The following is a 23,642-nucleotide window of genomic DNA, read 5'->3' on the forward strand; positions in this document are numbered from 1 at the left end:
TTTAAGTTCATGCAACTCACCCGAAGCAAAGGTGAACTGCGTAGCAAACAGACCACGGTGCCCCCGAAATAATGAAACAAGCTCCCGCCCTAAGCATCACTGAACTGAGTATTCTGTACCCGGGCAGCAATGCACCTGCTGTTCGCAACGTGAGTTTCGAGTTGGCACAGGGTGAAATTGCCTGTTTGCTGGGACCCTCTGGCTGCGGCAAAACAACCTTGTTGCGTGCAATCGCAGGTTTTCTCATGCCCACACAGGGCCATATTTTGCTGAAAGGTGAAAAAGCCAGCGAACCGGGCAAGGTACGCAGCCCTGAGAACCGCAATGTCGGTGTGGTTTTTCAAGACTATGCCCTGTTCCCCCACCTCACAGTTCGAAAAAACATTGAGTTCGGTTTACACAAACGCAGTGAACATGAAAAACGCAACCGCAGTGGTGAATTATTGGCGCTAATCGGGCTTGAGGCCTTGGCCGACCGGTACCCCCACGAATTGTCAGGTGGCCAGCAACAACGGGTGGCACTGGCGCGTGCACTGGCTCCCAAACCCACGCTGATTTTGCTGGACGAGCCATTTTCCAACCTGGACGTTGAACTGAAAGAGCGACTCACTTTTGAAGTTCGGGAAATTTTAAAAGCCGAAAACATGAGTGCCATTCTTGTCACGCACGATCAACATGAGGCGTTCAGCATGGCCGACCGAATCGGGGTGATGCACGCGGGTGAGTTACAACAATGGGGATCATCCTACAGTCTCTACCATCAGCCGAATTCACGGATGGTGGCCGACTTTATTGGTCAAGGTGTGTTTTTGCCAGGTAAAAAAACCGAGCAAGGTTTGCAAATTGAATTGGCTCACCTGCGGCTAACCGAGGATCAATTGCCAGCAAGCAATGAATTTGATGTACTGATTCGCCCGGACGATATTATTCACGACGACGCCAGTCCCATGCAGGCCAAGGTGGTGAGAAAGTCGTTTCGAGGTGCCGATTTCCTGTACACACTTGAACTGGAGAGTGGAGTACATGTGCTGGCCTTGGTACCAAGCCATCACAACCATGCCATCGGCGAGCCAATCGGAATCAAACTTGAACTCGACCACGTCATTACGTTCGATCGGGTTTGATCAAGCCAGAATCAGCTCAGGTCACTTGAACCAGCAGCACCCGAGGACAAACCACTGTCGGTATCGGAACTGGAAGCGGTAGAACTGATTGACGAAGTACCGCCAGCAGAGGCAAAAAGCTCGGACGCTTCCTGAATACTGTTGGGACTGGAGAAATCCAGCGTCAAGGGGAAAGCTTCAGGAGAGGTAAACAAACCGTCCAGCGTTGCTGCAAAAGCCAGCGAATGAGCGTTGCCCGCCAATTCTGGCTGCGCAAACAGGCCCGAGTCAATTTGCATCGATGCCAGCAATGAATCGGTATCAAACTCAGCCACCTCGTGCACCGCATTACCAACTTCACTGGATAGCTCGCCAAACATGTCTTGACTTAATGCATTCAAGTCGAGCACCTGGGCTTGAATATCGGCAATCAGCTGAGTCAACTCGGAGTAACTAAGTTCACCACCCAAGGCGTGCTTCACGCGGGGCATTGCACTCAAAAGCTCAGCGTTCAAGGCTTCAAATGAGGCTTGTTCATTCATGGTATTCAGAATTCCTGCAGTGTCTGCGTTGGCAAGCAATGCCGGGTCAACACTGGCAAGGCTTGAAGAACTCTCGAAAACGCTGACGTCACTGACGCAAGCCTGAGAAATGCACCGCAATTCACCAAAGCCGAGAGAGGGTGCACTTGAAAATTCTTTGGGATCGAGACCGTCAAACGAAGAAAAAGCAATATTTGATGAACCAGAGGATGACTCAAAAGTGTCAAAAAACTCGATTGTCGCCCTGCTTATGGGTGCGAGCAGCCCACCAGCGGCATCGCTGTGATCGGTCTGCACTGACAATTGAATGACGGAATTTGACATAAACCCAATTTTTTCGTGACGTACTACCATTTTATACGATAGGCCACTCAAATTGGATTCAAAACACCCCCCTATCAAAAAAGGGGGTGAGTTTTATTTGTTTTGGTCCAGAGAACCCAACAAGCCATCCAGTGCACCACCTTCTGAGCCTGCACTGGAGGAAATCCCGCTGCTGAGCGAATCCAGCAAACCTGAATCGGATTCGCTTGAAGAACTGCTTAAACCAGACAGCAAGCCACCACCGCCGGTGATGGGGTCAAGAATAGGCTCCAACAAGGGATCAGTGATATCGGTCACTGGATCAAGAATCGGATCCACAATTGGATCAACCACTGGGTCTGTGACATCGGTAATCACATCCACGATTGGATCAACCACTGGGTCTGTGACATCGGTAATTACATCCACAATTGGATCAACCACTGGGTCTGTGACATCGGTAATCACATCCACAATTGGATCAACCACTGGGTCGGTGATACCTCCAACCACATCATCAACGATATCTGTGACTGGGTCGGTGATACCGCCAATGCCGTCAGTGATGCCACCCACAATGTCGGTAACAGGGTCCGTCACTGGCGACAAATCCAGATCAGGCAAGGAGCCCACCAAAGAAGCAATGTCATCAAACGTTGAATCCAGATTCAACAGACTGTCCAACTGCGGGTTGGCACCTACGTTGATCGTACCCAACAGGTCGGTCAGTACCGTGGAAACCTCGCCAGCGTCTTCAAAAATACTCAAACCCAAATCACTGCTGGGCAGACCATTTTGCGCCGCAAACTGGTTCTGGACATCGCCACTCAGGTTGTCAAATACAGGCTCAAAAGTGGTGTTCAGCAAATTGATTTGATCAAGTACGGCATCGATGGCAGTTTGCAGGCTCTCGGGACTGGGGTTTTGGCCCAAACTGCCGATCAGGCTGTTCAATGCATCGTCGGGGTTTATTCCGCCACCACCTTCCAGCATGGCCATAAGCTGAGCAAACTCTGCAGAGACCGGCACCAATGAACCATCGGGATTGGCGACAGGCTTGAGCAAAGTGAAATCTGAAACCTTTGAAAGATCAGTGGGCTGTGACAAAGCCTTGTTGCCCAAACCGGCCAAACTTGCAGACTCACCCACGGTGGTTTTACCAAAAGTAACCGGGGCTGCGCTGGCCACTTGAGCCGCCATGCCCATGGCACTGGATGCACCACTTAAATCGGCTGCTGCCACTGCACCCAAAAGGCCTGCACCTGAATACGCGGGGGACAATCCCGAAAAACCGCCACCAGATGGGTTCGATTGATGCAATTGACTTTTCGCCGCACTGCCAGGAAAACCGGAGTTGGCGCTTAAACCGTCGAATTCGGATGTGTTCAGGGTGGATTGCAAAAACTGCATGTTCAGAGCAGACGGATCAGCAAGTTGCTGTTCAGCACGCTCTACAGCCCGATCTTCGGCCGTGCTCTTCATGTTTTGAATGTCATCGCCCATTTTTGTCATTCCTTTGGGAATCGCCCCACTCATGCCAGTTTCTCAGGGTTCGAGCCCTGCGAATGGATGAATTAAGGCAGTAAAATGCCCCTGTTTGACCAGTGTGAGCACTTTACTGACAAAAATCAAGACTTTACCGATAAAACCTGGGATCGAGAACAGGCGCTGGTTTCAGGGTTGGCCGCAGTTCTTTTTCAGTCGTACTGCCCTGCACGCGGCTGCGTTCCGAGCTTTTCTCAACCTCAAGCCGCTGCGCCGGGGTCAGTACAAATCCAGCTGCCTTCTCCACTTCGGTCTGGCTAACATCCAGGCCAAGCTTTTCCGCAATTTTTTGATCAGCCGGGCTGCTGGCAATGTCGGCCGTATCTTTCAAGCTACTCTCCAGGCGCTCGCGCTCGGGAGTTTTCGAGAAAAACAACTCAAACCAATCGCCCTCTGCACCGGGGGTTGGCATCATCAAGCCCATGGCATGCATCAAGCGGAAACTCGCATCCCGTGCATCAAACACTGCGTTAATGTATGCAATCAAAACGTTGAAGTACTCAACTTGGGCATCCAGCATCACGATCACGGTTTCACGGCCAAAATCACGAAGCCTTTTGCGGTTTTTGAATACCTGCAAAGAATCGGCATAAGCGCCGCGCAAGGTCACCGATCGCGACTGCCCGGCTGACCATTTGCCCCACTGAAAGCGGACACTTTCCTCGACCCGCAATCGGGCTGCGGCCAGTTGGGCACGCCGGGTATCAATCGTGGCTGCCGCCTGATTCACTCGAGCGACCTGTTCGCCGCCTGAAAAAGCGCTGTACTGCAAACGCAGGTTCACGGAGCTGTCGGTTCTGTCACCAGTAAAGGGGTCGGGTTCACCAAAAAATTGCTGAATACCCACCAGGTTCAAAGACGGGTACAGGCTTGCATCCTCAGCCGTGTAGTTGTGTCGCGCTTTCACGATCTGGCTTTCAGCTACACGAATTTCCGGGTTGGAAAACAGCGCTTTCGTGACCGCTTCATCTACCAGCTGGGGCAACATGTTGCGCTGAATTTCCAGTTCCGGCACGTTGTAGCCCTCGGGATAAACACCGAAGTAACGGAAGTAAGTGGCACGGGCCTCTTCAAACTGTCCTTCAAAATTCACCAGCCGGTCACGGGTGACCGCCAAACGGGCTTTCGCAAATTGTGCATCGGTAACGCCGCTTCCGCCCAACTCAACCCGACGCTCCTCAAGGGCCAGCAATTGGGCGACGGCTGCCTCTGCGGCTCGGGAGGCTTCCACCAACAAAGCATTGCGCGACAAAGTACTGCTGGCCAAAAAGCCTTCGAGCACCACGTCTTGAATTGTTTTTACAAATTGCCCATCTGCGATAGTCCCATCGGTTTCAGCCGCTTTTACTCTCGCAGTAATTCGACCCGCGGTGTACAGGGGCTGGGTCACCGTAATGTCGGTCGATTGCCGGTTGGTCACTGTTGAACTAGAACTGGCATTGGCACCCACAGTAATTCTGGGGTAATAGGCAGCGCGGGCACCATCTTCAATAAATTGCGAGGCATTCACATTGATGCGTGAAGTCACAATTTCAGGGTTGGTGCGCAACATGTTCAGGAAGCGAATTTTGGTGAGCTCTTCCTTGCTCATTTTTGCTGCCTCTGCCGGAGCTATGCGTCGGGCACGAAACTCGTTGTTGTCGTTGCCTACATTGGCAGAAGGCTGGTCGCTCGCGGGCAGATCTTGCGCACCCACGGGAAATGCAAGAAGGCCCGCAATCAGCACACACAGTGCTTTGCGAGCCCATACGCCCCCCTGGGTCATGTCCAATTGTGTTGTCATGTGTTGCTTTATGGTTCTCTGAAGGCTTCTTGCTTCAGCTTCAATACAGGTTTTAACAAATAATAAATAAAGGGTTGCGAACCCACGTTAATGTCAACTTCAGCGGTCATGCCCGGTGAAATGCGCAGCGGTGCATCGGGCGTGCCAAAAAATGCCTTGTCTGTGCTCACAATCAAGCGGTAATAGGGGCCGGTTTCTTCCGTACCAGGGTCAGTGTCCGCTGCAATTTGGGTCACCTTGCCGGGCAAAGTGCCATAGCGCAAAAAGTCATAGGCAGACACCTTCACTTCCGAAGGTTGATCCATGCTCACATAACCGCGGTCTGCGGGTGAAAGTCGGGTTTCAACCACCAACACCTCATCGACTGGCACCACTTCCATGATGGGCTCACCCTGGCGAACCACGTTGCCCACGGCCTGTAACTTCAAGTTTTTCACCACGCCATCGATGGGTGACCGAATCACGGCACGGTCGCGCTGATCGCTGGCTCGATCAATTTCATCTTTCAAACTGGCCAACTGGCGTTCAAGCGTTGTTAATTCATCCGCAGCCCTGCGGCGGAACTTGCCATCTTCTTCCACTCGGCGAGCACGGCTTTGCCCAACAGTGGCCTGGGCTGATGCAATGGTTTGCCGCATCGAGGCAATTTCAGCGGTCAAACTGTCGTAATCACGTTTCTTGGTCAAATATTCAAGCTGAGACACAAGGCGTTCGCGAACCAGTTCTCGGGTAATTTCCAGTTCACGCAGGGTAGTCACTGCGCGATTCTCCAAGCCTTCAAGCTTGGCTTGCAATTCGCCCACCTTACCCTGGTTGCCCAGCATCTGGCTGTCATTCACGCCCAGAATACCGTTCAATTCAGTAATGCGGGCAATGTAGGTGGACTGCTCGGTGCGATACAAATCGGGATAGTCTGCAATAATTTCTGCGGGATATTCTGGTGCCTTGCCCGAAGCCTCGCCCAGCAAACGCGCACGGCTCATCTCCAATGCGGCACGCCGGCTTTTCAATTCTTCAATGTTGATGCCCGAAGTGGCCAGGTTCAGTTGAACCAACATGGACCCTTCTTTCACCAGATCACCCTCTTTCACAGCCAGGTCCTGAACAATACCGCCTTCCAGGTGCTGAATACTTTTGACCCGGGTCGATGGAATCACCTTGCCCGGCGCAGTAACCACCTGGTCAACGCGGATGAACAAGGATGCGAACAAAGACAGCGCAATCAAACCCAGCGCAAACCTGCTTTTGGTGTCGAACCCACCACCATTGGGTTTGTAAAGGGCGGGGACCTCATAGGGCTTCAGATCATTTTTGCCGACTTCGGCCAATGCATTGTTCGACTTCATGATTTCTCGACCTTCGCTCATCACGCTTGAGCGGCCTTGCCGCCCGCATCCGTATTTGCCTGTCCTTCAGCGCCATTGGCCCCCAGCGTCTGCTTGGCAGCCTCGGAAGTCACTTGCGACGCAGCTTTGGGCGCGGCTGGCACGGGCTTCGGTACAGAAATGCCATACAACAATTTCAGCATTTCCGGTGTCGCACCAACGTGCAACTTTGAAGCCTTGTCCAGATAAATGATCTTGTCGCAAATCGACATTAAACGCACTGAATGCGTCACCATGATGATGGTCTTCACGGTGGCCAAGCTTTTAAACACGGCCATCAAGTGGGTTTCTGCCGCAAAATCCAGGTCGTTCGTGGGTTCATCCAGCAACAACACGGGCGCGTCCGACAAAAACGCCTGGGTAATGGCAACCCTTCGGCGTTGCCCACCCGACAAGCGGTTACCCCCCTCGCCCACTTGCGTCATGTAGCCATCTGGCATTTTTGCAATGAACTCATGCGCACCAGAACGCTTGGCAGCCAACAAAATTTGCTCGTCACTGGCATCGGGGTTGGACCGGCGCAGGTTCTCAACAATCGTGCCTTCAAACAATTGCGATGTTTGGGGCAAAAAGCCAATCCACTTGGCAAGTTCCTGCCGAGAGAACTGTGACAAATCGTATTCGTCCAGCAACACACGGCCGCTTTGAGGCTCATAAAGACCACGCAGCAATTTCAACAAAGTTGATTTGCCCGCGCCGTTGTCACCTGCCAAGCCGTAAATGCCACGGGGGCCAATTTGAGCCGAAACCGACTTGACCACTTCCTTTTGTGCACCAACGTGCTGATAACTTACATTTTCAAGGCGCAAAGCGCCCGAAGGCATGGGCAGGTTCAAACCAGTGTGTTGCTTCTCCTCATCTGCGGCAAACACTTTGTTCAAGCGGTCTGTGGCTTCACGGGAATGTGCAATCGAGCGCCAGTGACCAGTCAATGCAGCCAACGGGCCAATCGCCTTGGCAGCCAGCATGTTCGAGGCAATCAGTCCACCCACCGTCATCCATTGGTTAATCACTGCGTAGGCGCCCACAGCCGTAATGGCCACGTTCACACACAGCATGATGGAGACCGACAACTCGCGCTGGTCTTCCATTTCACCATTTTTCTGAAATGATTCCTGAACCCAGGAGTTGTAGCTTGACACCCAGGCCCGCTTGGCAGAATCGTCCTGCACCAAGCTTTTAATCGCTTCACGGCCCCGGCAAACCTCGGCCAGCACTTCATCCCGGCGGCGAGCGCGCGAAAATTCCTCCACTCGGCGCTTGCGGAATTCACCCGAGCTGTACCAAGACAAGGCGGCCAAACACACCAAGCCAATCAGCACCACGGGCAATACAGGCATAGCGATAGTGGCGATCAATCCAATGGCCAGAATGGCAAATGGCAGATCAAGAATGGTCATGGCAACCGCGCCACTCCAGACCACGCGCACGGTGTCCACATCTTTAAACAGGGAATACCAAGCCGCAGTTGAACGGGCCTCCAACTGTCGCAATGGGATCGACAGAATCTTGTTCATCAATTTGCTGGCGATTTGCCCGTCAATTTTTACCGCAGCCACACGCAGAACTCGAGCCCGGAACGAACGCAAAATCAGATCTGCTGCAAGCAAAATACCCATGCCGATCAACAAAGCGGTCAGTGTATTCAGGCCCGAGCGGTAAATAACCCGGTCATATACCTGCAAGGAAAATACCGCAGGGAATAAGGCCACCAGATTCACGAAAATCGACAACAACGCCGCACGCTTTAGCAAAGGCAAGGCGCTGCGAATGACCCCCTCAACTGTTTTTGAGTTGGATGCGTCGACCGCATTATTCCCATCGGCGGCGGCATCTCCCGATTTTTCCGGCTTCAAGCCGAAATTCCAGAGCGCTTCGAGTCTTTCTTTGAACAAATATTTAACCGACATTGCGAGTCCCTAGGTTACACAGCGCCTGCCGAACCAGCCATGCGCAACTGCTGCGCCTTGAGTCGTTCAAGCAATACCAGGTACGAGGCGATCAAACGGACAACAGCAGGGCGCATGCCGGCCAACTGTTCGCGAGTCAACTTGGCCAACGGGTTTTCCAAGCGGGTATGGGCATCGGGCTGCGCATCGATTGCACGGCATACCCGCTCAAATACATTGCTAAGCGCGGCGTCCACTTCAGCTTCAGTCATCGCGGAATACAACACTTGTGGCTTGGCATCAATCAAACTCAAACGCTCTTGCCAGTTCAGTACCGATTTGGCCAACACGGGGTCCAATCTCAACTGTCCTTCAAATGCGGTGCGCTCGGCTCCACGCATCACGCCAAGTACGTAGTCGGCAGCCAACCAGTTTTTGTCGTCGTCAGTCATGCGGCCCCCTTATGCCATGTATCCGGATTGTTCAGCGTCCTGGCGACGCGAATTGTTCGCAGCCATGGTTGCCAAGCCTTCGGACTGAAATTCGTCATATACGGTTTTCAACTCGATCAAGCCCCTGCGAACCCAGGTTTTAACGGTGCCCAATGGCACGTCCAGGTGCTCTGATATCTCTGCATGGCTCATGCCGTGGGTATAAGCCAAAGTAAGCACCTGGCGATATTTGCCTTCAAGGCGTTGCACGCAGGCCTGCATTACCCGGCTGGTTTCCTTGTCATCGCTGCTCGTTGAATGAGCTTCAAACACCAATTCATTGGGTTCGTCGTCCTGGTCAGAAAACTGGTCCAGGGAAATTGAATTCACGGTGTGGCTTTGCTGGGCGATTAGGTCAAGTGCCCTGTTTCTCACCACTTGGTGCAACCAGGTTTCGGGTGCAGACAACTTGTTGTTGAAAGTGTGGGCGTATCGCCAAAGCCGGATATAGGCGTCCTGAAGCACGTCTTGAGCCATGCCGGGCTCCCGAACTATGCGCAACGCAACAGCAAACATCTTTCTAGACGTGAGTTGATACAACTCCTCAAACGCCTTTCGATCGCGATTTGCAATTCGTTCAATTAAAGAAGCGAGCTCTTCTCTCAACCTGGCTGTCCCCGAGATGAAGTCATCTGTGTGTGTTTGATACGTCCTGTCACTGTTAATTTACAGTCGAGCCAGACTTTGGTTTTGTCAAAAAGGCCAAGTTTTACTGCTCAAACCACTGAATAGGGCCACCCAACACGGGGGATGTAACTCCTAAGTATCCCCTAGCTAAGGGATACTAGCAAAAGTTCCGATTCCAGAACAGTACTTGCATTGTCTATTTGCTTACATAGTAGGTCGAAATGCAATCCCCCCCAAAGTAATTAACCCGCTTGAAATTACCTACGGAGCATTGAATCCAAAATTTATCACCTGAAGTACAAATCGAATAAGCAGCAACCCAAACAAATCCAAAAGCGGGGCAAACGATGACCTTAATACCGAGCTGGCCGAGCCAGCCACACATGGGTGGGACTATGAAGAATGAAAAGGGCTTGGCAGGTCGACCACTAACGCCCCGAGAAACGGGCATTCAAAATACCCCACCGGGCAGGACCATCAGCCTTCAGCCCATGTTCGTCACCAACCGGACAACCCTTGAAGAAATCGACAACCACCTGGCCAGCGCTGAAACGCGAATCGTGGTGATTACCATTGAAAAAGGCAACAGGCATGGCGAGGCCGTGGTTCAACACATTGGTGCAAGCTATTCCGATGTTCGAGTTGTATTGGTGTGCGAAGGCAATGCGCAAGACATTCTGGCGATGGCATTCAAACCTGGCGTGTGGGCTTGTGTAGGCCGCCAATCGTCAGTAGAAACGCTTCGCGAGGCAATAGACACCGTTGCCGCAGGCGCCCGTTATGTGGCCCCTGAACTGGTGAATAACAAAACAACCCCTTCTTACGGCTCTTCCGAGCAGCAAAACCTGGGGGGCCAAATTAATCCACTGGCCGACCAAGACGAAGGCGCCCAATTGACCCGCCGTGAACGTCAAGTGCTTACCTTGATTGCTCAAGGCCGTCCTCGCCGTGAAATCGCAGAATTGCTGAAGGTTTCACCGCGCACTATCGACGCTTACCGCGCGCGTTTGCTGCAAAAGTTGAATCTGGATTCCAGTGTTCAACTGGTGAAGTACGCAATTTCCGCGGGCATGGCCAGCTAAATGTAAGTTGGGCAAACCTCAATAACAGCAGATTAAAACCCCGCAACGCTGCGGGGTTTTTTATTTGTGCGGCTAAAATAGGGGTTTAGCGCAACTAAACCCTCCCCCAAACATGAACAAAAAAGCTCTGGTGCTGTTTTCAGGTGGACAGGACAGCACTGTTTGCCTGGCCTGGGCACTGTCCAAATTCGACCATGTTGAGACAATTGGTTTTGATTATGGGCAACGCCACCGCATTGAACTGGAATGCCGTCTGACTGTATTGGACAGAATCCGTGAGCAGTTTCCCGAATGGGCGCACAAACTTGGCGAAGACAGAGTGATTGACCTGAGCTGGCTGGGACAGATTTCCGATTGTGCACTGACGGAAGAGCGTGAGATCGAACTGAACGAGACAGGCTTGCCCAACACCTTTGTGCCGGGCCGCAATCTGGTGTTCTTTTTGATTTCATCGGCTGTGGCTTACCGCAGAGGTTTGTCTACCCTTGTAGGCGGCATGTGTCAAACCGATTTTTCGGGTTATCCCGATTGCCGTGAGGACACGCTGAAAGCCCTGCAAGTAGCCACCAACCTTGGCATGGCAAGCTCGTTCCGGTTTGAAACACCACTGATGTGGATCGACAAGACCGAAACTTTTCAGCTGGGCGAGCAGCTGGGCGGCAAAAAATTGCTGGAAATTATTGTTCGCGACACCCACACCTGCTACACGGGCGACAGAAGCCACGAACATGAATGGGGGTTCGGTTGTGGTGAATGCCCGGCCTGCGATTTGCGCAAACGTGGCTGGAAAAACTACATTTCACAACAGAATCAATAGCTTGAAACAGAAAAGGGCAACACCGCCGAAAGCCGCAACAGGCTTGGGTTTGCACAACTTTTAAGCAAGCTGAAAATAAATGAAATTATTTTGCAAAAACGTTTGACACAAAAATTTTTCTTGCTATAATTTCGTTCTCTCAACGACGTCAAGTTGTTGAAATGCGGGAATAGCTCAGTTGGTAGAGCGATACCTTGCCAAGGTATAGGTCGCGAGTTCGAGTCTCGTTTCCCGCTCCAAATTCCTAAGGGGAAGTGATACACTTCCCCTTTTCTTTGCCCGCCATATTTTGGTGGAACACCCTTGGCGGGGTGGCAGAGTGGTCATGCAGCGGACTGCAACTCCGTGTACGCCGGTTCGATTCCGACCCCCGCCTCCAAGTTTTCAAGCCATCAGCCCGGGTGGTGAAATTGGTAGACACAACGGACTTAAAATCCGTCGCTTACCGTAAAAGGGGCGTACCGGTTCGATTCCGGTCCCGGGCACCACAGGCAACACTCTTCACACAAACAATCGCGCGTACAATAGCGCATTGCGTCTAGAACTACCTCAAAGAACAACACCGTGACTCGCCGAATTCTTGTTACCTCTGCCTTGCCGTATGCCAACGGTGCCATTCACCTGGGCCACTTGGTCGAATACATTCAGACCGATATCTGGGTTCGGTTCCAGAAAATGCAAAGCAACGAGGTGTACTACGTGTGTGCCGATGACACCCACGGCACTCCAGTCATGTTGCGTGCGCAAGCCGAGGGCATCAGCCCCGAAGAATTGATTGCTCGAGTCAGCACAGAACACCAACGCGACTTTGCCAGCTTCCATGTGGGCTTTGACAACTACTATTCCACCAACGCACCCGAGAACAAAGCCCATTGCGAGACCATTTACACGCGCTTGCGTGATGCGGGTTTGATCCAAACCCGTTCGGTTGAACAGTTCTACGATCCAGTCAAGGAAATGTTTTTGCCCGATCGCTTTATCAAGGGCGAGTGTCCAAAGTGCGGTGCGAAAGACCAATACGGTGATTCATGCGAGGTGTGCGGTGCCACCTATCAGCCCACTGAGCTGAAAAACGCCTACTCCACAGTGTCTGGTGCTGCCCCTGTGCGCAAAAGCTCCGACCATTACTTCTTCAAGCTTTCAGACCCGCGCTGTGAAAATTTCCTTCGCCAATGGACTCAAAGCGAAGGCCGCCTGCAGGTGGAAGCCAGCCGCAAAATGCAGGAATGGTTGGGTGAAGAAGGCAGCGGCAAACTGGCCGACTGGGACATTTCCCGCGACGCACCCTACTTCGGTTTCGAAATTCCAGATGCGCCCGGCAAATATTTCTACGTGTGGCTGGATGCACCTGTAGGCTATTTCGCCAGCTTCCAGAATCTGTGTGAACGAATCGGCTTGGACTATCAGGAATTTCTGAAAGCAGACACCAACACCGAGATGATTCACTTCATCGGCAAAGACATTCTGTATTTCCACGCCCTGTTTTGGCCAGCGATGCTTCAGTTTGCCGGTTTGCGCACGCCCACCAAGGTGAATGCACACGGCTTTTTGACAGTCGATGGCGCAAAAATGAGCAAAAGCCGCGGCACGTTTATTACCGCCGAAAGCTTCATTCAACAGGGCTTGAACCCGGAATGGCTGCGCTACTACTTTGCGGCCAAACTCAATTCCACCATGGAAGACCTGGACCTGAGTTTTTCAGATTTCACCGCCCGCGTGAACAGTGACCTGGTCGGCAAATACATCAATATCGCAAGCCGAAGCGCGGGTTTTCTGGTGAAAAACTTCGAAGGCCGCGTACTTGATTCCGCCATGCAACACCCGCTGCTTGCAGACATTCGCGCACAGGCTGCCGCAATTGCTGCACATTACGACGAACGTGAATATGGCAAAGCCATTCGCGAAGTCATGGCCTGCGCCGACAAAGTGAATGCCTACGTGGATCAGGAAAAGCCATGGGAATTGGCCAAGAACCCGGACAAGCAAGCTGAATTGCAAACCGCTTGTTCGATTTGTCTTGAAGCGTTCCGCTTGCTGACACTTTATTTGAAACCAGTGCTGCCAGTACTGGCCGGCAACGCCGAGAATATTTTGGGTGTCGCGCCAATGACCTGGGCCGATGTGAATACTCCGTTGAGCAGCGCGACACCTGTGCAGGCATTCAAACACCTGATGCAGCGCGTGGATCAAAAGCAAATCGACGCTTTGATAGACGCCAACAAACAATCTTTGGCGCCTACCTCAGCATCCCCTGTGAAAACCGCCGCCAAAAAATCTGCCACGTCAGTTGCAAGCACCGCGTCAGGCGAATACATCAGTATTGATGACTTCACCAAGATTGACCTACGAATTGGTTTGGTGAAAGAGTGCAAGGCAGTGGAAGGCTCCACGAAATTACTTCAACTCACGGTCGATCTGGGCGAAGAAAAACCACGCAATATTTTTTCGGGTATCGCTGCGCACTATCAGGCAGAGCAACTGACAGGGCAGTACGTTGTGGTGGTGGCCAACCTGGCACCACGCAAAATGAAATTTGGACTTTCTGAAGGCATGGTGTTGTGTGCGGCATCGGATGACGACACCGCATTAAGCACCCTGACAGCGTTGGGCAAACTTACGCCAGGAATGAAAATCAGCTAAAAGGAAAACATGGCCACCCCCCAGTTTCTGAAAACGCTCAAGCCATTCAAACCACGTATTGTGGACAGCTTGCAGGGATACAACTCCCAGCGTTTTTTGAAAGACCTGGGGGCAGGCATTACCGTAGGGGTAGTTGCGCTGCCGTTGGCCATGGCCTTCGCAATTGCCAGCGGGCTTGAGCCACAAACCGGCCTTTTCACCGCCATTGTGGCGGGCTTCATCATCTCCGCCTTTGGCGGATCCAGCGTTCAAATTGGCGGCCCTGCCGGTGCATTTATCGTGGTGGTGCTCGGCATCGTCAACCAATATGGCGTAGCCAACCTGATCGTTTGCACACTGATGGCTGGGGGGCTACTGTTCCTCATGGGCTTGACTGGCCTAGGAAGCCTGGTGCGACTCATACCGGTCAGCATTGTGATCGGCTTTACCAACGGCATCGCGGTATTAATTGCACTGTCTCAAATCAAAGATTTCTTTGGTTTGAACATTGATGTGACCCAAGGCAATTTTTTTGAAAAGAACTGGGCCTTGCTGCAGGCTATTCCTGGCCTCAATTGGTCTGCATTCGCGCTTGCCAGCATAAGCCTCGCGTTCCTTTTCCTATGGCCCAAATTGTTTGCTGTGCTCAGCAAAGAACACTCTGAAGGCACGTTTCCGAAAATTCTTCAAAGTGTTCCCGGCTCTGTGATATTGCTGGTTGCTGGCACCCTAGCTGCCTACATTCTTGGACTTGACATTGAAACCATCGGCAGCAAATTTGGCGAAATTCCACGCAGCCTTCCAACGTTGACCCTGCCGTCCATCGAGTTGGCCAGCGTTCAAACGCTAATTGGCCCCACCTTGACCATTGCATTTCTGTGCGCCATCGAATCGCTGTTGTGCGCGCGTGTGGCCGACGGCATTACCCATGAGAAACACGACCCCAACCAGGAATTGATGGCCCAAGGTTTGGCCAATATCGCCTCGCCCCTGTTCGGCGGCATGCCGGCCACGGGCACCATCGCCCGCACAGTCACCAATATCCGTTCAGGTGGAAACTCCCCTGTGGCCGGAATCATTCACGCATTGGTGCTGTTGATCATTATGCTGGTCGCCGCACCACTGGCGTTTCACATTCCATTGGCAGTGCTCTCGGCCGTTTTGATGTTCGTGGCCTACAACATGGGTGAATGGCGTGAATTCCCAAAATTAAAGCAGTACACCACCGTGTACAGGGTCATCATGTTGGCCACTTTCCTTCTCACAGTGATTGTCGACCTTACGGTTGCAGTTCAGGTGGGCTTGGTATTGGCAGGCGTATTTTTTATCTACCGGGTTTCAACTCTCACAGAATTCATTCCGGTTTACCTGAAAGACGAAGACAGGGCACGAGGAATTGCGGCCTATAAAATTTATGGCTCCCTGTTTTTTGCAGTGGTGGGGAAAATTGAAAACCTGATTCTGAACACCGGAAAATCGACCAAAATATTGATTCTCGACCTTCACCAAACCATTTCAATTGACACCACCGCGCTGGAATGCCTAGAGGAATTAAATTCGGAACTGCAGCGTGCGGGCCATACACTGATATTTTGCGGCCTGAACAGTCAAGCCTTGTCCCTGTTCAAACGCAGTGGTTTTGCGGCCCAGCTCCAAACTTGGCAAATACAGGATGACTTTTCCGCGGCAATGGCACACGCCCAAGCAATTTCCGTCGAGGATCAGGCTGGCGCCTGATAAAATAGAAAATATCCTTTTAAACCATTTATTGGCAAACCACCATGCAATACGAATCTGAAGCCACCCAGTTTCTGGCTCAACTCAAAAATGAGCGCCCTCACCTGGAAAATGAGCAGCAAAAAGGCCGAGCTCTGTTGTGGGACAAACAACTGGACAAGAGGCTTCAAGAAGGCTTTAAGGAAGCCAAGGTTGCACAAAAACCCTATGTGTATCAAAGCAAATAAAGTGCAGCCACTTTGAGCAGCGAACTCGACGACATCAGCGTACTAAACCCCAACGACAGCACCCCCAACACGGTGGATGGTGTGGGTTTGGCCCGTCTGTATGGCGCACCGCTGTTCAACATGCCCAAAGACCTGTACATACCACCAGACGCACTGGAGGTGTTTCTGGAGGCTTTTGAAGGCCCGCTGGATTTGCTGCTTTACCTGATCCGCAAGCAAAACTTCAATATTCTAGACATTCCCATGGCGGAACTGACCCGCCAGTACCTCACCTACATTGAAGAAATTCGTACCCGCAACCTTGAGTTGGCTGCTGAATACCTGCTCATGGCCGCCATGCTGATCGAGATCAAATCTCGAATGCTGTTGCCCGTGATTCCCAAAGACGGTGAAGAAGAAGCGGAAGACCCGCGCGCCGAGCTGGCTCGCCGGCTGATTGAATACGAACAAATGAAGCTGGCAGCCCAGGAGCTCGACAAGGTGCCTTTGGTGGGCCGGGATTTCTGGATTGCTCACGCCTTCCACGACCCAAATACTGTTGAACGTTTTCCTGATGTAAACCCAGAAGAACTGCGTGATGCCTGGCAGGCAATTTTGCGTCGCGCATCCCTGGTGAAGGCGCACACAATCTCTCGAGAAGAATTGTCGGTGCGTGAGCACATGACCATGATTTTGCGTCGTCTTCAAACCCAAAAGTTCGTTGAGTTTTTCGACATGTTCGACATTGAACGTGGCGTACCTGTGGTGGTGGTCAACTTCATCGCCATGCTGGAGTTGACGCGCGAAGGCCTGGTGAAAGTAACTCAAGCAGAGCCATTTGCACCAATCTACGTGCGACTGGGTTACGAAGCAACGGGCGGCACTGGGGCAGACAGCATCGTTCCGGCATAGGTCATCGGACAATATTTGTATGCTGAGCGACTTGCGAGCCTTAGCTGCGAGCAATGTGAGGTTTGGGTACTACACAGCCTTGCCGGCTTTGCAATACTTCCCGGCGGCTTCGCAGCGCGGGGCGGTTCCGCCAGGAACCGATGCGAAGATGCTTAAGCGTTTCGCATGTCCCAAGCCAGAGGCATCAAGCCGGATTGAGAAGTATTGCTGAGGCAAGGTGGTGTAGCACCGAAACCGCAAAGATCACTAGCCGCAAGCCAAATCAAACGGCTGGCTTAGCCGAAAAAGTCCTTTACCTTGTCCATCCAGCCCTTAGCCCTTGGTGAGTGCTTGTCACCATCGGCTGTACAAGACTGCTCAAACTCTTTCAGCAGTTCTTTTTGACGCTCAGACAAACGCACCGGTGTTTCCACCACAATGTGGCAGAACAAATCACCCGGGTAGGATGAACGCACACCCTTGATGCCCTTGCCACGCAAACGGAATGTTTTACCTGTTTGCGTACCTTCAGGAATATCAAATGACGCTTTACCTCCCAAAGTGGGCACCTCAATGGTGCCGCCCAACGCAGCAGCAGCAAATGAAACCGGCATCTCGCAATGCAAGTCATCACCATCACGCTGGAAAACTGCATGCTCTTTCAGGTGTACTTCCACGTACAAATCACCAGCGGGGCCACCATTCACACCAGGCTCGCCCTTGCCACTCAAGCGAATGCGCATGCCATCGTCGATACCGGCGGGCACCTTCACTTCCAGGGTTTTATTGGTCTTCTTGCGACCCAAACCTTCACAGTCGTGGCATGGGTGCGGAATCATCTTGCCGGTGCCATGGCACTTCGGGCAGGTTTGCTGCACGCTGAAAAAACCCTGGGTCATGCGCACAGCACCCGATCCACCACAGGTAGAACAGGTTTCAGGCTTGGTGCCCGGCTTGGCACCACTTCCAGAGCAAGTACCGCAGTTGTCCCACACCGGCACGCGGATTTGGGTATCAAAACCCTTGGCCGCCTGCTCCAGCGTAATTTCCATGTTGTATTTCAGGTCTGAACCACGGTACATCTGCGACTGGCGAGAAGCACCACCGCCTGCGCGGCCACCAAAAATATCACCAAAAATATCGCCGAAGGCATCTGAGAAATCCGAGAAGCCACCTGCACCGCCGCCACCCATATTGGGGTCCACACCCGCATGGCCGTGTCTGTCATAGGCCGCACGTTTCTTGGGGTCAGTCAACATCTCATAGGCTTCTTTGGCCTCCTTGAACTTGGCCTCCGCATCCTTGCTGTCTGGGTTGCGGTCGGGGTGATACTTCATGGCCATTTTTCGATAGGCTTTTTTCAGCTCATCGTCCGTGGCATTTTTTTGTACACCCAAAATCTCGTAGAAGTCCCGTTTTGCCATGTCAGTCTCAATTCATGCAGCCGTTCGCGAAACACTGCTTTTATTCGTACAAAAAGGGCTTCACTGAAAAACCGCAACATATGCAGCCAGCCAGTGTGCCCTTGGTTTTTGGCGAGGCACCCACAAAGGCGCCTCGCTGCCAACATTACTTGTCTTTCACTTCCTTGAAGTCTGCATCTACTACATCGTCAGCATCGTCTTTCTTGGAAGAGGCCTGCTGCTCAGCACCACCTGGGTTTGCACCTGCCGCGGCTCCTTCTGCAGCTTGTTGGGCCTGCATGTCTGCGTACATCTTCTCGCCCAATTTCTGGGCTGACTCGGCCAATTCTTTGGTGCGTGCATCAATGGCGTCTTTGTCTTCGCCCTTGGCAGCTTCTTCCAAAGCCTTGCATGCCGCTTCAATCTTTTCTTTTTCACCAGCTTCCAGTTTGTCGCCATACTCGCCCAGCGACTTGCGGGTGCTATGCACCAGTGCATCTGCCTGGTTCTTGGCCTCCGCCAACTCACGGCGCTTGGCGTCATCGGCCGCATTGGCCTCGGCATCTTTCACCATTTTCTGGATCTCATCTTCACTCAAACCAGAGTTGGCCTTAATCACAATCTTGTTCTCTTTGCCGGTGCCTTTGTCTTTTGCAGACACATGCAAAATACCGTTGGCATCAATGTCAAAGGTCACTTCAATCTGCGGCACGCCACGTGGCGCGGGTGGAATACCTTCCAGGTTAAATTCACCCAAACTCTTGTTGTCGTTGGCCATCTGGCGCTCACCTTGGAACACCTTGATCGTTACGGCAGGCTGGTTGTCATCCGCGGTTGAAAACACTTGGCTGAACTTGGTCGGGATGGTCGTGTTTTTCTCGATCATCTTGGTCATCACGCCGCCCATGGTTTCAATACCCAAAGACAACGGTGACACGTCCAGCAACAACACGTCTTTGCGATCACCACTCAATACGGAACCCTGAATTGCAGCACCAGCAGCCACGGCCTCATCGGGGTTTACGTCTTTGCGAGGCTCTTTGCCAAAGAAGTTTTTAACCGCTTCCTGTACTTTGGGCATGCGGGTCATACCGCCGACCAAAATAATGTCGTCAATTTGTGAAGTGGACACACCTGCATCTTTCAAGGCCATTTTCATGGGCTCAACTGTGCGGGCAATCAGGTCTTCAACCAGCGCTTCCAGCTTGGAGCGGCTCAGCTTGGTGGTCAGGTGCACGGGTGCGCCGTTGGCCATCGCAATGTAGGGCTCGTTGATTTCAGTTTGCTGCGAGGAAGACAATTCAATTTTCGCACGCTCGGCGGCAGCCTTGATACGCTGCAAAGCGATTGGGTCTTTCGACAAATCAACGCCATTGTTCTTTTTGAACTCGTCGATGATGTGGTCAATAATGCGCTGGTCAAAATCTTCACCGCCCAGGAAAGTGTCACCGTTGGTAGAGAGCACTTCAAACTGCTTCTCGCCGTCGATGTCGGCAATTTCAATGATCGACACGTCGAAGGTACCACCACCCAAGTCGTACACTGCAATTTTGCGGTCGCCCTTCTCGGCCTTGTCCATGCCAAAAGCCAAAGCGGCTGCGGTAGGTTCGTTAATGATGCGCTTTACGTCCAGGCCGGCAATACGGCCAGCGTCTTTCGTCGCCTGGCGCTGGCTGTCATTGAAATAAGCCGGCACTGTAATCACGGCCTCGGTTACTTCTTCACCCAGATAGTCTTCCGCAGTTTTTTTCATCTTGCGCAACACTTCGGCAGAAACCTGAGGTGGTGCCAGCTTCTGGTCACGCACACCCACCCATGCATCGCCGTTGTCAGCTTTCATGATGGTGAATGGCATCATGTCGATGTCTTTCTGCACTTCGGCGTCTTCAAACTTGCGGCCAATCAAACGCTTTACCGCGTACAAGGTGTTCTTGGGGTTGGTCACAGCCTGGCGCTTGGCGGGTGCACCCACCAGAATTTCGCCATCTTCCATGTAGGCGATGATGGAAGGGGTTGTACGCGCACCTTCCGAGTTTTCGATCACTTTGTAACCACCGCCTTCAAATACCGCAACACAAGAATTGGTGGTACCCAAGTCAATGCCAATAATCTTTCCCATGAATTTCTCCGTGATTTCTAAATTCAGTAATATTCGGTTAAAGCTGATATGGGGCTAAAGCCCTTCAGTTCAAGGGGTTTTTCAACCCAGCTTCAAAAATTTATTGCGCCGCCTATTGTGCAACTGAGACCAAAGCGGGTCGCAACACACGGTCATTGATCAAATAACCCTTTTGCAACACCGCCACCACATGGTTGGGCGCAACAGCGGGCTCAACAGAGTCTCCCGGCACCATGGCCACCGCCTGGTGCTGGTTGGGATTAAACTTTTCGCCCACGGGGTTAAGCACCATCACCCTGCCACGCTCAAATGCGGCTTCCAGCTGACGAAGGGTTGCAGCAACGCCGTCTTTCAATGCTTCCGGGGTCTGGTTTTCTACCGCCAGTGCCATTTCAAGACTGTCGCGAACCGGCACCAAGGATTCAGCAAACGATTCAATGGCGTACTTGTGTGCCTTGGCCACGTCTTCTTGCGTGCGACGACGAAGGTTTTCCATGTCAGCCGCCAGGCGCAAGTACACCTCCTTGGATTTCTCTACCTCATGGTGTGCATTTTCCAATGCCGCCTTCAGCACAGAGATTTCGTCTTGGGGCGCTTCTTGCTGAACAGCCTGTTCGGTCTCATTTTGGGTCTGCGCGCCTTGCTGCTGACCTTCTGGTGCCTGGGCAGACGTTTGTTCGTCCGTGGCCGGCTTTCCAGTGGGTTCTGACATGTCTTTTCCTCCATTAAAATTCAAAAGAGGCGACAGGCCTTTACCGGTCGCCCCTACTCTTGGCGGTAAATGAGGGCTTGAACGCGAAATTCAAGCCCACAAAGTAAAAATACGCAGAATTACGCTGAATTGTTGGCAGAAACTTATTGCGCGCCCATTTCAAGCGCCAATTTTCGACTCTCGGCAAGTTCCTGTGCCATGGATTCTTCGTAACCCATGTCAACTGGCCAGCCCTGCATGTGCTGCGCAGTAATTTCAGACAGCATGGCTGCCGCCAGTTCACTGTCATTCAGGCAAGGAATATAGTGAAACTCGCCTCCCCCCGCATGCTGAAAGTCTTCCCGGCCTTCCTGATTAATTTCCTCCAGCGTTTCAAGGCAATCGGCCATAAAACCTGGGCACATCACATCAATACGCTTGGTACCAGCTTGCCCTAAGGCTTCCAGGGTTTTATCGGTGTATGGTTCCAGCCATTTGGCTTTGCCGAACCGGCTTTGGAAAGTAACCCTGTAATTGCCCTTTTGAAGCCCCAGTTCTTCGCCCAGTAAGCGCGCAGTTTTGTAACACTCGCAATGGTAAGGGTCGCCCTTGAGCAAGGTCATTTCAGGCACACCGTGAAAACTGAACAACAGCACATCACCCTGATCAAAATTCGGGCGCCCATTGACTTGCCAGTGTTTGCGCACGCTCTCAGCCAGGGCATGGATATAAGCCGGGTGATCGTGATAGTGCTTCACCAAACGCAATTCGGGAATGTTGCGCACCGGCTTGGCCCAGTCAAACACCGCATCAAACACCGACGCAGTAGTAGCCGCCGCATATTGAGGATACAGAGGGAACACCAGCACACGGTCATAACCATCTTTGCGAAGCTGATCCATTCGACTGGCCACCGAGGGGTTGCCATAACGCATCGCCAAATCAACACGAACATCCCAGCGCCGGGCCTTGAAAGCCTCGCTAAGCACCTTGACCTGCCTTTTACCAATGGCCAATAGAGGCGAGCCCTCGTCAGTCCACACCGTGGCGTATTTGGCTGCGGATTTTTTGGGGCGAATCTGCAAAATAATACAGTTCAAAATGATCCACCACACCAGCTTGGGAATTTCAACCACACGTGGGTCAGACAAAAATTCCTTCAAATAACGCCGAAGCGATGGTGTGTCTGCATTGTCTGGAGTGCCAAGGTTAACGAGTAAGACCGCGGTTTTCTGGGGCGTGCCGTGACGAAATGGAGCTTCGGTGCGCATGGATACTACCTAATGAACATCAAGGCTGAAAGTATACCCAAAGCTGACTGCCGGGGTGGCTTACCCTACTCCGGATCCGACAAAGCCGAAGAAACCAGCTTCGATGTGATGTCCACAATCGGAATCAACCGCTCGTAGGCCATGCGTGTGGGGCCAATCACGCCCAAAGTGCCAACCACCTCACCGTTCACATGGTAAGGCGCCGAGATCACGCTCATCTCCTCCATGGGCACCAAGCTGGAATCACCACCGATGAAAATTTGCACACCTTCGGCCCTGTTGGAGCTTTCAAGCAGGCGCAACAACGCAGTGCGTTGTTCAAACACGCCAAACATCTTTTTCAGGCGCTCCATGTCCGTCGACAAATCCGATACATCCAGCAGCTTTCGCTCTCCCGACAGCAACACACCATCGGCCTGGCTTTCCTCAGATTCTGTACCCGCATTCACGGCAGCTTGCATCAACTTGCTGATGTCCTGGCTGATTTGGTGCAATTCCTCCGACAACCTTTGTTTGGCCTGCTGAAAACTCAAACCTGCAAAATGCTGGTTGAAGAAATTCGCCGCCATGGTCAATTCACTTTGTGTGTAAGGCTTCTCGACAATCAATATTCTGTTTTGCACATCACCATCGGGCGTCACGATAATCAGCAACACCTTTCGATCCGACAAACTTAAAAATTCCACGTGTCGAAACAAAGCCGCCTTTTTCGGCGCTGTAATCACCCCGGCAAAAGAGGACAAACTGGAAAGCAGGTTCACCGCCTTGTTTAAAACACGGTTGGGGTCCTCACGCAGAATTCCTCCGCTTAGGGCGGATTGCACATCGATTGCCAAAGGTTTTACGGTAAGCAGGGAGTCAACAAACATGCGGTACCCCTGAGGCGTGGGCACTCGACCCGCCGAAGTGTGGGGCGATACCACCAGGCGCAGTTCTTCAAGGTCCGCCATCACGTTTCGAATAGTGGCCGGGCTTAAATCGAGCGTCGAATACTTGGACAAAGCCCTCGAACCCACCGGGTTACCCTCAGTGATGTACCTTTCAACCAATGTTTTCAATATGGAACGGGCGCGTTCGTCTATCATCAATGTCACTTCAAATGCGGGTTGCGATACGATTGGGCTTAGGATTAAAACCA

19 protein-coding genes and 3 tRNA genes are annotated in these 23,642 nt (G+C 52.3%); 10 read left to right on the forward strand and 12 right to left on the reverse strand.

Annotation, left to right across the window (positions count from 1 at the left end):
* The first annotated feature begins 71 nt into the window (after nucleotides 1-71).
* Complete coding sequence (locus HKT17_RS09285) at nucleotides 72-1,124, forward strand: ABC transporter ATP-binding protein (protein ID WP_171099579.1); 1,053 nt, start codon at nucleotides 72-74, stop codon at nucleotides 1,122-1,124.
* Between the two features lie 11 nt (nucleotides 1,125-1,135).
* On the opposite strand, the gene HKT17_RS09290 is transcribed toward HKT17_RS09285, so the two are convergent.
* From HKT17_RS09290 to HKT17_RS09320, 7 genes are all read right to left on the reverse strand, one after another.
* Nucleotides 1,136-1,999: a hypothetical protein gene (locus HKT17_RS09290; RefSeq protein ID WP_205882405.1), complete on the reverse strand. Its 864-nt coding sequence runs from the start codon at nucleotides 1,997-1,999 to the stop codon at nucleotides 1,136-1,138.
* Between the two features lie 63 nt (nucleotides 2,000-2,062).
* Nucleotides 2,063-3,484 carry a hypothetical protein gene (locus HKT17_RS09295; RefSeq protein ID WP_171099583.1) on the reverse strand — a complete coding sequence of 474 codons (1,422 nt, stop codon included), beginning with the start codon at nucleotides 3,482-3,484 and terminating at the stop codon, nucleotides 2,063-2,065.
* 100 nt (nucleotides 3,485-3,584) lie between these two features.
* Nucleotides 3,585-5,276 carry a TolC family protein gene (locus HKT17_RS09300; protein ID WP_105029360.1) on the reverse strand — a complete coding sequence of 564 codons (1,692 nt, stop codon included), beginning with the start codon at nucleotides 5,274-5,276 and terminating at the stop codon, nucleotides 3,585-3,587.
* An 8-nt stretch (nucleotides 5,277-5,284) separates the two neighbouring features.
* Complete coding sequence (locus HKT17_RS09305; RefSeq protein WP_168427003.1) at nucleotides 5,285-6,622, reverse strand: HlyD family type I secretion periplasmic adaptor subunit; 1,338 nt, start codon at nucleotides 6,620-6,622, stop codon at nucleotides 5,285-5,287.
* A 20-nt stretch (nucleotides 6,623-6,642) separates the two neighbouring features.
* The gene (locus tag HKT17_RS09310) at nucleotides 6,643-8,571 is read right to left on the reverse strand and encodes a peptidase domain-containing ABC transporter (RefSeq protein WP_171099586.1); all 1,929 of its coding nucleotides are present in this window, start codon (nucleotides 8,569-8,571) and stop codon (nucleotides 6,643-6,645) included.
* Between the two features lie 14 nt (nucleotides 8,572-8,585).
* Nucleotides 8,586-9,002, reverse strand: a complete 417-nt coding sequence (locus tag HKT17_RS09315) for a hypothetical protein (protein WP_105029363.1) — start codon at nucleotides 9,000-9,002, stop codon at nucleotides 8,586-8,588.
* Nucleotides 9,003-9,011: 9 nt separating this feature from the next.
* Nucleotides 9,012-9,647, reverse strand: coding sequence for an RNA polymerase sigma factor (locus HKT17_RS09320; RefSeq protein WP_291768507.1), 636 nt, complete (start codon nucleotides 9,645-9,647; stop codon nucleotides 9,012-9,014).
* Between the two features lie 416 nt (nucleotides 9,648-10,063).
* Here HKT17_RS09320 and HKT17_RS09325 point away from each other — a divergent pair, with 416 nt between their 5' ends.
* From HKT17_RS09325 to HKT17_RS09365, 9 genes are all read left to right on the forward strand, one after another.
* A complete protein-coding gene (locus HKT17_RS09325; RefSeq protein ID WP_171099588.1) occupies nucleotides 10,064-10,750 on the forward strand; it encodes a response regulator transcription factor in 687 nt (228 codons plus the stop codon).
* A gap of 112 nt (nucleotides 10,751-10,862) precedes the next feature.
* Nucleotides 10,863-11,567 carry a 7-cyano-7-deazaguanine synthase QueC gene (gene queC, locus HKT17_RS09330; RefSeq protein ID WP_105029366.1) on the forward strand — a complete coding sequence of 235 codons (705 nt, stop codon included), beginning with the start codon at nucleotides 10,863-10,865 and terminating at the stop codon, nucleotides 11,565-11,567.
* Nucleotides 11,568-11,730: 163 nt separating this feature from the next.
* Nucleotides 11,731-11,806 (forward strand) — tRNA-Gly (locus HKT17_RS09335).
* Between the two features lie 66 nt (nucleotides 11,807-11,872).
* Nucleotides 11,873-11,946 (forward strand) — tRNA-Cys (locus HKT17_RS09340).
* A 16-nt stretch (nucleotides 11,947-11,962) separates the two neighbouring features.
* Nucleotides 11,963-12,055 (forward strand) — tRNA-Leu (locus tag HKT17_RS09345).
* Nucleotides 12,056-12,131: 76 nt separating this feature from the next.
* A complete protein-coding gene (gene metG / locus HKT17_RS09350; RefSeq protein WP_171099590.1) occupies nucleotides 12,132-14,207 on the forward strand; it encodes a methionine--tRNA ligase in 2,076 nt (691 codons plus the stop codon).
* 9 nt (nucleotides 14,208-14,216) lie between these two features.
* On the forward strand, nucleotides 14,217-15,923 hold the full coding sequence (locus tag HKT17_RS09355) for a SulP family inorganic anion transporter (RefSeq protein WP_171099592.1): 1,707 nt from the start codon (nucleotides 14,217-14,219) through the stop codon (nucleotides 15,921-15,923).
* A 44-nt stretch (nucleotides 15,924-15,967) separates the two neighbouring features.
* Complete coding sequence (locus HKT17_RS09360; RefSeq protein ID WP_171099594.1) at nucleotides 15,968-16,150, forward strand: DUF3460 family protein; 183 nt, start codon at nucleotides 15,968-15,970, stop codon at nucleotides 16,148-16,150.
* Nucleotides 16,151-16,162: 12 nt separating this feature from the next.
* The gene (locus HKT17_RS09365) at nucleotides 16,163-17,041 is read left to right on the forward strand and encodes a segregation and condensation protein A (protein ID WP_171099595.1); all 879 of its coding nucleotides are present in this window, start codon (nucleotides 16,163-16,165) and stop codon (nucleotides 17,039-17,041) included.
* A 275-nt stretch (nucleotides 17,042-17,316) separates the two neighbouring features.
* Here the strand turns inward: HKT17_RS09365 and dnaJ are convergent, their stop codons facing one another.
* From dnaJ to hrcA, 5 genes are all read right to left on the reverse strand, one after another.
* The gene (gene dnaJ / locus HKT17_RS09370; RefSeq protein WP_105029379.1) at nucleotides 17,317-18,444 is read right to left on the reverse strand and encodes a molecular chaperone DnaJ; all 1,128 of its coding nucleotides are present in this window, start codon (nucleotides 18,442-18,444) and stop codon (nucleotides 17,317-17,319) included.
* Between the two features lie 145 nt (nucleotides 18,445-18,589).
* Nucleotides 18,590-20,542: a molecular chaperone DnaK gene (gene dnaK / locus HKT17_RS09375; RefSeq protein ID WP_171099597.1), complete on the reverse strand. Its 1,953-nt coding sequence runs from the start codon at nucleotides 20,540-20,542 to the stop codon at nucleotides 18,590-18,592.
* A 112-nt stretch (nucleotides 20,543-20,654) separates the two neighbouring features.
* Nucleotides 20,655-21,254 carry a nucleotide exchange factor GrpE gene (grpE, locus tag HKT17_RS09380; RefSeq protein ID WP_105029381.1) on the reverse strand — a complete coding sequence of 200 codons (600 nt, stop codon included), beginning with the start codon at nucleotides 21,252-21,254 and terminating at the stop codon, nucleotides 20,655-20,657.
* Nucleotides 21,255-21,397: 143 nt separating this feature from the next.
* Nucleotides 21,398-22,504, reverse strand: coding sequence for a ferrochelatase (hemH, locus tag HKT17_RS09385; RefSeq protein WP_171099600.1), 1,107 nt, complete (start codon nucleotides 22,502-22,504; stop codon nucleotides 21,398-21,400).
* A 65-nt stretch (nucleotides 22,505-22,569) separates the two neighbouring features.
* Nucleotides 22,570-23,586, reverse strand: coding sequence for a heat-inducible transcriptional repressor HrcA (hrcA, locus tag HKT17_RS09390; RefSeq protein ID WP_168427070.1), 1,017 nt, complete (start codon nucleotides 23,584-23,586; stop codon nucleotides 22,570-22,572).
* Nucleotides 23,587-23,642 lie beyond the last annotated feature (56 nt).

It is taken from the genome of Limnobacter sp. SAORIC-580 (assembly GCF_013004065.1).
Classification (GTDB): domain Bacteria; phylum Pseudomonadota; class Gammaproteobacteria; order Burkholderiales; family Burkholderiaceae_B; genus Limnobacter; species Limnobacter profundi.